Here is an 11,607-nt window from a genome sequence, read left to right on the forward strand (position 1 = left end):
TGCGCCTGATCAGACGGCTTCCTGAGACGGAATGTCCGGCGCGTCGATGCCGAGCATTCCCGGCAAATCGGCCATATCGTCGAACAGGGCATGCACGCCGACTTCGGCCAATCCCTCCGGACCGTGTGCCGCGCTGTAGCCGAAAACCCGCATCCCCGCCGCGATGCCGGCACGGGCACCGGTCGGGCTGTCCTCGACCACGACGCAGCGTTCCGGCGCGACGCCCATACGTTCTGCGCAATAGAGGTAGAGGTCCGGCTGCGGCTTCGGAATGCCGACCATGTCGGCGGAGAAAACGGCGCCGCGGAAGTGCCGCTTCAGATTGGTCACGCCGAGGGTGACATCCATCTTCTCGACCGGGCCGTTGCTGCCGACGCAGATCTTCTTGCCGGCGTCCGTTATCCGGGTCAGCGCCCGGTCGATGCCGGGAATAGCCCGGAGCTCCTTGCGATAGAGTGCGAACTGCTTGGCATAGATTTTCGGGACCCAGTCGTCGCCGAGTTCCCGGCCGATCATCGCCTCGACGTCTTTCTGGATGAAGGTCAGCTTCCCGCCGAGGAACCGTTTCAGCGCCTCCTCAGGCAGAATGGGGACACCGGCTTCGGTCATCGCTTCCGCCGTACAGCGGTTGGCGATGGCCTCGCTGTCCACGAGGACGCCGTCGCAGTCGAAGATAACGAGATCGCATTCCATGCTTCTCCTATAGCAGCGATGCCCCGGCGCCGTCATCAAATGTATCGAGACAATCTGCAGGTTCGACATCCGCAACGCGGAAAACATGTGCTGAAAAATTGAGCAACTTCTCTTTCTGCTTGCGAACTAGGCATTCAAACGTAGTCTTGTGCCGAGCCGATGCAGGGGGCACGGCCGCGAAACAAACAGATTTCAGGGGGGATCGACTTTCATGAAACATATCCGGAGGCTCTCCGCCTTCGGCCTGACCGCTGCCGTCGCCTTCGGGTCCGGCATCGGCGAGGCCAGAGCGGAAGACGCTTTGAGCAGCGGGGACACGGCCTGGATCCTCACCGCCACCGCACTCGTGCTTTTCATGACCCTGCCGGGGCTCGCACTGTTCTATGGCGGCCTGGTCCGCGCACGGAACGTCCTTTCGGTGCTGATGCACTGCTTCGCGATCGCCTGCATCGCGTCCGTCGCCTGGCTCGTGGCGGTCTACAGCCTCGCCTTCGACGATGGCGGCGCGACCCAGGCCTGGATCGGCGGGCTCGGCAAGACCTTCCTCGACGGCGTCGGCACCGACAGCCTTTCCGGGACGATCCCCGAGACCGTCTTCTTCATGTTCCAGATGACCTTCGCGATCATCACCCCGGCGCTGATCGTCGGCGCCTATCCCGAGCGCATCCGTTTCGGCGCCGTCTGCGCCTTCAGCCTCTTCTGGCTGGTGCTGGTCTATGCGCCGGCCTGCCACTGGGTCTGGGGCGGCGGGTGGCTTGCCGACATGGGTGTGATGGATTTCGCCGGCGGCATTGTCGTGCATGTGACCGCAGGCGTTTCCGCCCTTGTCCTCTCCGTCGTGCTCGGTCCGCGCCGCGGCTTCCCGCACGAGATCAGGCCGCCGCACAGCCCCGGCATGGTCGTGACCGGCGCGGCGATGCTCTGGGTCGGCTGGTTCGGCTTCAATGCGGGCTCTGCACTCGCCGCCGACGGCAATGCCGGCATGGCCATGACCGTGACCCACATCTCGGCCGCGGTGGCCTCGCTGGTCTGGGCGTTCCTCGAATATCTCCGCTTCGGTAAGCCGAGCGTCATCGGCATCGTCACCGGCATGGTCGCCGGGCTCGCCTCGATCACACCGGCATCCGGCTTCGTCGGACCGATGGGCGCCATCGTGATCGGCATCGTATCCGGCGTGGTCTGCCAGTACTTCACCACCTGGATCAAGTTCCGCTTCAAGATCGACGACTCGCTCGACGTCTTTGCCGTCCATGGCGTCGGCGGCATTATCGGCACGATGCTGGTCGCGGTATTCGCCGCTCCGGGCTTCGGAGGCCTCGGCCTCGCGGAGGGAGTGTCGATCGCCGGCCAGTTCCAGGTGCAGGTGATCGGCATCCTCGCCGTCGCGGCCTGGTCCGGTGTGATAACCTGGGTGCTTGCCCAGCTCATTGCCCGTACCATTGGCCTGCGCGTCAGCGAGGAAAGCGAGATCGAGGGTCTCGACATCATCGCGCACGGTGAACGTGGCTACGACCTAACCTGAGGAGAGCCTAGATGAAAATGATCATAGCGGTCGTCAAACCGCACCGCCTGGACGAAGTCCGCACGGCACTCGGAGAGATCGGCGTTCACGGAATGACCGCCGGAGAGGTCAAAGGCTATGGCCGCCAGGGCGGCCACAGCGAGATCTATCGTGGCGCTGAATACACGGTGAATTTCGTACCCAAGGTGAAGATCGAGGTGGTCACCAGCGACGATCTCGCCGACCGCGCGGTCGAAGCGATCTCCGCCGCGGCCAAGACCGGCAAGATCGGCGACGGCAAGATCTTTGTGCTCGACGTCGGCAAGGCGGTGCGCATCCGCACCGGCGAGGAAGGCGACGACGCACTCTGAGCTGCGGCACGACCGCGCAACGACAACAAAAGGCCGGGACATTCCCGGCCTTTTTTGCTTTGATTCGGGGACACTCAACATTGGAACCGGCGTCACTCCATTGCCGGCCCGTTCGACCGCATGACCAGCAGTTCCGTTCCCTCGCCCACCGAGAGCGGGCCGTCCTTCAGCGAGGCTTTCACCCCTAAGCTGGTGACAGTGCTCCGCGAGGGCTACGGCCTCGCCAACCTGCGCGCCGACGCCATGGCCGGGCTCACCGTCGCCATCGTCGCCCTGCCGCTCTCCATGGCCATTGCCATCGCCTCCGGCGCCACACCGGCGCAGGGGCTCTACACCGCAATCTTCGGCGGCTTCCTCGTCTCAGCCCTTGGCGGCAGCCGGTTCCAGATCGGCGGGCCCGCAGGTGCCTTCATCGTGCTGGTCGCGGCGACGGTGCAGGCGCACGGCATGGACGGACTGATCCTCGCCACCATGCTCTCCGGCCTGATGCTCGCCGCAATCGGGCTGCTGCAGCTCGGTACCTATATCAAGTTCATTCCCTATCCGGTCACGGTCGGCTTCACTGCCGGCATCGCCGTCATCATCTTCGCGAGCCAGATCAAGGAACTGCTCGGCCTCACCCTCTCCGCGCCGGAACCGGGGCCGCTGCTGGAAAAACTCCCGGCTCTCTGGACCGACCTGCCGACGGCCGATCCCGCAACCATTTTACTCGCCGGCGCGACGATCCTTGTCATCGCCGGGCTGAAACGCTTCAGGCCGCATTGGCCGGGCATGCTGATCGCCGTCGCCGGGGCCGCCATCGTCACCACCCTGCTCGACCTGCCGGTCGCGACCATCGCCTCCAAATTCGGCGGTGTGCCCAGCAGCATCCCGCTGCCCTCGCTTCCGGAGTTCGATCTCGCGAAAATCCAGGCGGTGCTGCCCAACGCCGTCGCCTTCGCCCTGCTCGGTTCGATCGAGTCCCTGCTCTCTGCCGTCGTCGCCGACGGCATGACCGGACGGCGGCACCGCTCGAACTGCGAACTGGTGGCCCAGGGGATCGCAAACGTCGCCTCCGGGCTCTTCTCCGGGATCTGTGTCACCGGCACCATTGCCCGGACAGCGACCAACGTGCGCGCCGGGGCGCACGGGCCGATTTCCGGCATGATGCACTCGCTCTTCCTGCTCGGCTTCGTGCTGATCGCGGCGCCGCTCGCCGGGTACATCCCGCTCGCCAGCCTCGCCGGCGTGCTCGCGCTGGTCGCCTGGAACATGGTCGAGAAGCACGCCTTCGCGAACCTGATCCGAGCGTCGCGCGGCGATGCCGCGGTGCTGCTCGCGACCTTCTTCCTCACCGTCTTCCGCGACCTCACGGAGGCGATCATCGTCGGCTTCGCGCTCGGATCCGTGCTCTTCATTCACCGGATGTCCAAGACCACCGCGATCGAGACCCAGCGGCCGTTCGTCGCCGAGGACACGGCCGACGAGGCCGAAGGTGGGCGTCATCCCTACGAGGAGGAGCGGGAAAACGATCCGGATATCGTGATCTACCGGATCTCGGGCGTGTTCTTCTTCGGTGCCGCCGCCTCGATCGGCTCGGTGCTCGATCGTATCGCCGATACGCACCGGGCCCTGGTGATCGATTTCTCCGCGGTGCCGTTCCTCGATTCAACCGCGGCCAACACCATCGACGTCCTGGCACACAAAGCGGAACGCAAGGGCGTGACAGTCTACCTCACCGGAACGACGGCAGAATCCCGGCGCGATCTTTCCGCCCAGGGGCTCAGACCGCCCCTGGTGCATTACGAGGCGAGCATCGATGCCGCGGTCCGGACCGCTAGAGCTGCGCGGCAAACGCCATAAGCTCTTTTCCGAACCGTTCCGGCCGTTCCGCGGGAATGAGATGGCCGGCGTCGGTGAAGACGATATGCGAGCTTGACGGAATGCGCGCCTCCAGCTCGGCAATGTCCTCTTCTATGCGGAACACCCGATCGTGGGTGCCGGTCATCAGCAGCACCGGGACGGCGAGTTTCTCGTAGGGAAAGTCCCAGTCGGTCGTCACCGAACGCTTCATCAGTTCGTAGAGCCCTTCCCCGTCCTTCATCGGCTGATAGTCGCCCTTCAGCAGGTTCGGCCGCATCTTTGCGAGCTGCTCCGGGTTGACCAGCATCGGCAGGTTCGCCTCCATGATGAGCTGGCTGCCGCCGGCCGCGGCCATGCGCACCATGGCGGCATTGATCCATTCGAGGCGGAGGTTCGGCTTGCGCAGCGTGTTGATCAGCACAAGCCCGGCGGCAGCGGCGCCTTTCAGATAGGCTTGAGCGGCGAAGAGACCGCCGATGGAGAGCCCGACAAGAATTGGGCGCGGCGGGGCGACGGCATCAATGACGCGCTTCAGGTCGTCAACGATCGTCAGCGGCCCGAGATCCGTTCCCGGCGTGAAGGCGCTCTCCGCCTGCCCGCGGAAATTATAGACCAGCGTCCCGTACCCGGCCGCGCTCAGGGCCGGGCCGATCGCCTCAACCTGCCACATGCCGGTATTGCCGGTCAGCGCGTTGACGAAGACAAAGGTCTGCCCCTTCGCACCCGGCGCCTCGTATTCGTAATAGAGATGATTGCCGGGACTGATTTCCAGACTGGCCATGATTTTCCTCCCATCCGTCTTTCGTTATTGCCCGAAGTATTGAACCAGCGGCGCGCTCGCGCCAACCGCCAAGGTTGCACAAGTGTCTTCGCGTCAGTTCCGCCATGGACCGAAGCGGAGCGTCAATGCATTGAACAGCCCGTAAGCCGTCATCGCTGCGGCGACGAGGAGAAAGACCGTTTTGCTGTCAACGCTATCGTCCAGCAGAACAATCCCGCCACCGAGCAGGATGGCGAGCCGGAGGCCGGCGCCGGTGACCGGCCAGACCAGGCTGTTCAGCGCCTGGCTGGCGAAATAGAGGCAAAGACCGAGGCCGAAAAAAGTGTAGGCCGGACCGACGAATTTCAGGTAGTGCGCTGTCGCTGCGGCGATCTCGGCATCGGACGTGAAGAGCCCGCTCCAGAGCGCCGGGAACACGGCGAGGAAACAGCCGATCAGGCCGACGAAGCTTGCCGCAAAGGCGCTGCCGGTCCAGGAGACCCGGAGCGCCCGCGCCCGCTGCCCGGCGCCGAGGCTGACCCCCGCCATGGCGATGCAGGCGCTGCCGAAGGCGAAGATCACCGGGATGATCACGAGCTCGAGGCGGACGCCGATGCCGTACCCGGCGAGCGCCTTCGGGCCGATCCGCGCCATGTAGGCGGTGACGACGAGGGCCATGGCGATGGTCAGCACCGACTGCACGCCGGCGAAGGAGCCGCGCCGTCCGACGCGCCAGACCTGGCCCCAGTCGACCGGTCCCGCGAGCTGCACCCAGGCCGGACGCGTCGCACCGAAGAGCCGCCAGGCGAGATAGAGGCTGCCTGCCACATAGCCGATCAGAAGCGAGAGCGCGGCGCCGGTGATGCCGAGCGAGGGGAAAGGCCCCTTGCCCGTCACCAGCACCAGCGCGGAGAGGATATGCACCGTCGCGGCGATGCCAAGCGCGATGGCCGGGCGGCGCATCTCCCCCGCCCCGCGCTGCAGGCTCGCCAGCATGTTGAAGACCCAGACGATCACGATGCCGGGGAAGAGCACGCCCGCATAGGCGACCGCCGTCGCCAGCACCTCGCCCTCTCCGCCGAGCAGGCGGAAAAAGGCCGGGCCGAAGAGCCAGACCACCAGCGCGCTGATACCGCCGCCGAGGAGAGCGAGGATCAGGGCGGTGCGGACCAATGCGCCCGCACTCTCTTGATCCCTGGCGCCGAGCGCCCGTGCCGTCGCCGCGACCACGGCGCCGCCGACGGCACCGGCCGAGAGCATCACCGAGAGGGCGAAGAGCGGGAAGACCAGCGCCACGCCCGCCAGCGCGAGCGGGCCGAGGGTGCCGACGAAGCGCCCGTCGGCGACATAGAGGAAGGATTGCATCAGCCCGCCGAGCAGCCCCGGCAGTGCGAGCTTGACCAGCTTGCGCGCGATCGGGCCGTCGAGCAACGGATGCGGCTGTGCCGCCGCTGCGGATACCGCTTCTGTCATCGCGGAGAATTTTCGGTTATCGAAGAGGGCATCCGAAGTCTTCCCGTCACCTGATCTTCCCTTCCCGGGCCTGCCATGGAAATCCTCATCGACATCGTCCTGCCGGTCTTCGGCACCGTTTTCATCGCCTATGGCGCCGCGCGCCTCGGCTGGTTCCCGGAAGCGGCGGTCGACAATCTCTCGAAGTTCGTCTTCAACTTCGCCATTCCCCCGATGCTGTTCCACACCATGGCCCGGCAGACCCTGCCGGACCCGATCGAATGGGAGTTCCTGATCTCCTTCTTCGGCGCCGGCTACGCGGTCTGGCTGCTCGGCATGCTGATCTCATTGTGGTGGTTCAGGCGGGACTTCGCTCATGCTTCGTTGGCAGGGATGACAGGCGCCTTCGGCAACACGGTGATGCTCGGCATTCCGCTCATCCTCACCACCTTCGGCGATGCGGGAACGCTGCCGGTCTTCCTGATCATCGCCTTCCATTCCTGGCAGTTCTTCGCCGTAATCACGATCCTGGTGGAGGGCAGCCGCGGGCAGAAGGGGACACTCGTCGGCATTCCCTGGGCGATTGTGAAGAGCCTGCTGACCAATCCGCTCCTGATCGGCCTGCTTTGCGGCCTTGCCTGGAACATCTTCTCGCTGCCCCTGCCGAAGCCGCTCGAGGAAATCACCGGATTCATGGGCCGTGCCGCCCTGCCCTGCGCCGTCTTCGCCATGGGCGCCTCGCTCGCCCGCTACCGGCTGCGCGGCGCGATCTGGGAAGCTCTGGTCGGCAGCGCCCTGAAGCTCGTGGCCTTCCCGGCGCTCACCTATATCCTCGCCACTCACGTCTTCAGCATGGAGCCGCTCTGGCGCGACGTTGCGGTGATCGTCGCCGCCCTGCCGGTCGGGGTGAATGTCTATCTCTTTGCCGACCGCTACAATTCAGGGACACCGGCGGCCGCGACCTCGATTCTGGTCTCGACCTTTCTTTCTTTCGGCACGGTTGCGTTCGTTCTGCATTTCCTCGGCGTGCGCTAGCACCATATCCTTGCCTGAAAGGCCGGCGTGACGACCGGCGCATCGGAGGAGAGCAATGCAGGTGCGGGATCTTTCAAGACGCGCGTTTCTGGGAACGGCCGGCGCCGCCGGTCTGGCTGCGGCGGGTTGCGCCTTCCCGGGCCGTGTTTTCGCCTCCGTTCCGGAGACGCTCGAAGCGCGGACGGGAACGGCGCGGCTCGCACCCGCTGAATACCAGCCGACACCGATCTGGGGCTATGACGGCGGCGTTCCCGGACCGACGATCAGGGTCAAACAGGGAGCGCGTGTCGACCGCCGCTTCCTGAACAGCCTGCCGCAGCCCTCCACCGTGCATTGGCACGGCATCCGTATCGACAATGCGATGGACGGCGTGCCGGAGCTGACGCAAGCCGCCGTGGCTCCGGGAGACTCTTTTGACTATGGCTTCACTGCGCCGGATGCCGGAACCTACTGGTACCACCCGCATAACCGGACCTGGGAACAGCTCGCCCGCGGCCTTTACGGCGCGCTGATCGTCGAAGAGCCCGACGCTCCGGACGTCGACCGCGACGAGGTGCTGCTGATCGACGACTGGCGGCTGACGGAGAAAGCCGAGATCGCGGAAAATCTGGGCGCCATGCATGACTGGTCGCATGGCGGCCGGATCGGCAACTGGATCACGGTGAACGGCGACGGCTACTGGAAATCTACCGCGAAGCGGAACGAACGCCTCCGCCTCCGGCTTGTCAATGTCGCCAATGCCCGGATCTTCAGCCTCTCTCTTGCCGGGCTCGATGGATGGATCGTCGCGCTCGACGGCCAGCCGCTCGAGACGCCGCAACGCGCCGGACGCTTCGTCATGGCGCCGGCCCAGCGCGTCGATCTGATCGTCGACGTGACCGGCGAAACCGAAGCCTCCATCGTCTCGCACGAGCGCAACGGGAGCTACGCTATCGCCACCTTCGAACTGACGGAGAGTTCGGCGGCGCGCCGCAAAGAGCCCGCCGCCCCGCTCCCGCCGAACCCGATGGCCCAGGTGGGTCCGCTGAAGACGGCGCGGCGCGCCGAACTCCTGATGGAAGGCGGCGCCATGGGCGGAATGATGGGCGCGATGATGGGCGGCCGCTCGATGGACATGCGCAGCCTCGTTCAGCAGGGCAAGGTCTGGGCCTTCAACGGCCGCGCCGACATGCCGGAAGAGCCGCTGATCTCTGCCGCACTTGGGGAGACGGTCAGGATCAGGATCGAGAACCGGACCGGCTGGCCGCATGCGATGCACCTGCATGGCTATCACTTCCGCAAGGTGCTGGAGGACGGCACGCTCGGCGCATGGCGCGACACGACTCTGATGCAGGCGGAAGAGAGTTTCGAGATCGCCTTCGTCGCGGACAATCCGGGGAACTGGCTGCTGCATTGCCACATGGTCGAGCATTCGGCCTCCGGCATGATGACCTGGATTCGCGTCGCCTGAGATCTGTTCCTCGGGCGTGTCCGGCGTTAGTGTGCCTGGCAGAATTCGGAACCGAGCCGATCGGGAGGAAAGCATGTCCGTCGCGGAAGAACTCGACAGCGCCCTCGTACTGCGCAGAGACGCGGACGGGATCGCGCATCTGACGCTGAACCGGCCGCGCGCCTACAACGCGCTCTCGCTCGGCCTGATGGCCGCGCTGCAGGAGGAGCTCGACGCGATCGCGTCGGACCGGAGCGTCAAGGTCGTGGTGCTCGGCGGGGCCGGAAAGGGGTTCTGCGCAGGGCACGATCTGCGCGAAATGCGCTCGCGCACAGACTCCGCCTTTCACGAACAGGTCTTCGCCGCCTGCTCGAAGCTGATGCTGACCATCACCCATCTGCCCCAGCCGGTGATCGCTCGCGTCCACGGTATCGCAACGGCCGCCGGCTGCCAGCTCGTCGCCACCGCCGACCTTGCAATCGCCGCCGAGAACACCCGCTTCGGCACGCCCGGCGTCAATATCGGCCTGTTCTGCTCGACCCCGATGGTCGCCGTCTCCCGCGCCGTGCCGCGCAAGCAGGTGATGGAAATGCTGCTGACCGGCGAGATGATCGACGCGGAGACCGCGATCCAGCATGGGCTGATCAACAAGGCGGTGCCGGAGGCCGAACTCGACAATGCCGTCGCCGAGATGGCTGGGAAGATCGCATCCAAATCGCCGCTGGTGCTGAAGACCGGCAAGGCGGCCTTCTACCGCCAGCTCGAGATGCCGCTAGGCGAGGCCTATGAATACACCAGCAAGGTGATGGTCGAGAATATGCAGGCCCGCGACGCCGCCGAGGGCATCGACGCCTTCATCGAGAAACGCAGCCCGAAATGGACGGGGGAATAAGCATGGCCGAGAGCGAGACGCCGCGCCGGATCGATCACGACAATTATCCGGACAGCTACATCAAGGAGATCCTTTCCTCGGTCCGCACCATCGCCGTCGTCGGCGCGAGCCAGAAATGGACCCGGCCGAGCTATTTCATGGCGAAATACCTGCAGGGCAAGGGCTACAGGATCGTGCCGGTCAATCCCGGCCTCGCCGGCGAGGAGATCCTCGGCGAGAAGGTCTATGCGTCGCTGAAGGACATTCCCTTCGAGATCGACATGGTCGACATCTTCCGCAATTCCGAGGCCGCCGGGCCGATCGCCGTGGAAGCGGTCGAGATCGGCGCCAAGGTGGTCTGGATGCAGCTTGGCGTGCGCAACGACGAAGGCGCCGAAGCCGCCGAGAAGGCCGGACTGAAGGTGGTGATGAACCGCTGCCCGAAGATCGAGTTCTCCCGGCTCTACGGCGAGCTCTCCTGGCACGGTTTCGACTCGAACGTGATCTCCTCCAAGCGCCGTGCCGTCGGCACGCCGGGCGCCGAGGAAGCGGAAAACCCGAAAGCCGCGCCGCAGAAGCGCGCCGGCTTCGAGACCCGCGCGATCCATGCCGGCGCCGCGCCGGATCCGACCACGGGCGCGCGCTCGACGCCGATCTACCAGACCACAGCCTATGTCTTCGATGGTGCGGACCACGCCGCGTCGCTCTTCAACCTGCAGACCTTCGGCAACATCTATTCCCGCCTCTCCAACCCGACGACGGCGGTGCTGGAGGAGCGCATCGCCAGCCTCGAGGGGGGCCGCGGCACGACCTGCACGGCGTCCGGCCATTCGGCGCAGATGCTCGCCCTCTTCCCTCTGATGCAGCCGGGCGACTTCCTCGTCGCATCGACAAGGCTCTATGGCGGCTCGATCACCCAGTTCGGCAAGACCTTCAAGAAGTTCGGCTGGAACTGCACGTTCGTCGATGTCGACGATCTGGACGCCGTCCGCAAAGCGGTCGACGACCCCAAATGCAAGGCGCTTTTCGCCGAGTCCCTCGCCAATCCGGGCGGCGTGATCAGCGACATCGCGGCACTGGCTGAAATCGCGCACGGCGCCGGTGTACCGCTGATCATCGACAACACCATGGCGACGCCGTATCTCTGCCGCCCGATCGAGCACGGCGCGGACCTCGTCGTGCATTCGACCACCAAGTTCCTCTCCGGCCATGGCAACGCCATGGGCGGGGCCGTGGTGGACTCGGGCAAATTCGACTGGGGCCAGAACGACAAGTTCCCGTCGCTTGCAGAACCCGAGCCCGCCTATCACGGCATCTCCTTCTGGGAGAGCTTCGGCGACCTCGCCTTCACCACCTACGGCCACGCGGTGGGCCTGCGCGATCTCGGCCCGACCATGGCACCGATGAACGCCTACCTCACCATCACCGGCATCGAGACCCTGCCGCTGCGCATGGAGCGGCATGTCTCCAACGCGGTGAAGGTCGCGACCTTCCTCGACGCCCATCCGGCGGTCTCCTGGGTCTCCTATGCCGGGCTCCCGGGCAGCCGCTATCACAAGCTGGCGCAGAAATACCTGCCGGGCGGCGCGGGCTCCGTCTTCACCTTCGGGGTCAAGGGCGGCTACGAAGCCGGCCAGCGCTTCGTCGAGGGCG

General features: G+C 65.6%; 10 protein-coding genes. 7 read left to right on the forward strand and 3 right to left on the reverse strand.

From position 1 onward, the window contains the following. Window positions 1-9 precede the first annotated feature (9 nt). Entirely contained in the window at window positions 10-693 is a 684-nt protein-coding gene (locus tag JJ959_RS19035; protein WP_292887304.1) for an HAD family hydrolase, read from the reverse strand. A 211-nt stretch (window positions 694-904) separates the two neighbouring features. On the opposite strand from JJ959_RS19035, the gene JJ959_RS19040 reads away from it, so the two are divergent. The 3 genes from JJ959_RS19040 (at window position 905) to JJ959_RS19050 (ending at window position 4,407) form a co-directional block, all read left to right on the forward strand. After that, the gene (locus JJ959_RS19040) at window positions 905-2,215 is read left to right on the forward strand and encodes an ammonium transporter (RefSeq protein ID WP_292887307.1); all 1,311 of its coding nucleotides are present in this window, start codon (window positions 905-907) and stop codon (window positions 2,213-2,215) included. 11 nt (window positions 2,216-2,226) lie between these two features. Continuing rightward, entirely contained in the window at window positions 2,227-2,565 is a 339-nt protein-coding gene (locus JJ959_RS19045) for a P-II family nitrogen regulator (protein ID WP_292887309.1), read from the forward strand. Window positions 2,566-2,685: 120 nt separating this feature from the next. Next, complete coding sequence (locus tag JJ959_RS19050) at window positions 2,686-4,407, forward strand: SulP family inorganic anion transporter (protein ID WP_292887311.1); 1,722 nt, start codon at window positions 2,686-2,688, stop codon at window positions 4,405-4,407. Here JJ959_RS19050 and JJ959_RS19055 read toward each other — a convergent pair. Next, entirely contained in the window at window positions 4,382-5,188 is an 807-nt protein-coding gene (locus tag JJ959_RS19055; protein WP_292887313.1) for an alpha/beta hydrolase, read from the reverse strand. The two genes, JJ959_RS19050 and JJ959_RS19055, sit on opposite strands and share 26 nt — an antisense overlap. A gap of 93 nt (window positions 5,189-5,281) precedes the next feature. Continuing rightward, the gene (locus JJ959_RS19060; RefSeq protein ID WP_292887316.1) at window positions 5,282-6,640 is read right to left on the reverse strand and encodes an MATE family efflux transporter; all 1,359 of its coding nucleotides are present in this window, start codon (window positions 6,638-6,640) and stop codon (window positions 5,282-5,284) included. Window positions 6,641-6,715: 75 nt separating this feature from the next. On the opposite strand from JJ959_RS19060, the gene JJ959_RS19065 reads away from it, so the two are divergent. From JJ959_RS19065 to JJ959_RS21375, 4 genes are all read left to right on the forward strand, one after another. Continuing rightward, window positions 6,716-7,654: an AEC family transporter gene (locus JJ959_RS19065; protein WP_292887319.1), complete on the forward strand. Its 939-nt coding sequence runs from the start codon at window positions 6,716-6,718 to the stop codon at window positions 7,652-7,654. Between the two features lie 55 nt (window positions 7,655-7,709). Beyond that, complete coding sequence (locus JJ959_RS19070; RefSeq protein ID WP_292887322.1) at window positions 7,710-9,104, forward strand: multicopper oxidase family protein; 1,395 nt, start codon at window positions 7,710-7,712, stop codon at window positions 9,102-9,104. Between the two features lie 73 nt (window positions 9,105-9,177). Further along, window positions 9,178-9,975 carry an enoyl-CoA hydratase gene (locus JJ959_RS19075; protein WP_292887324.1) on the forward strand — a complete coding sequence of 266 codons (798 nt, stop codon included), beginning with the start codon at window positions 9,178-9,180 and terminating at the stop codon, window positions 9,973-9,975. Between the two features lie 2 nt (window positions 9,976-9,977). Next, the coding region (locus JJ959_RS21375) for an aminotransferase class I/II-fold pyridoxal phosphate-dependent enzyme (RefSeq protein WP_366817088.1) at window positions 9,978-11,607 on the forward strand (1,630 nt) is incomplete at its 3' end.

The sequence above is a fragment of the Nisaea sp. genome, from assembly GCF_017640745.1.
Classification (GTDB): Bacteria; Pseudomonadota; Alphaproteobacteria; order Thalassobaculales; family Thalassobaculaceae; genus Nisaea.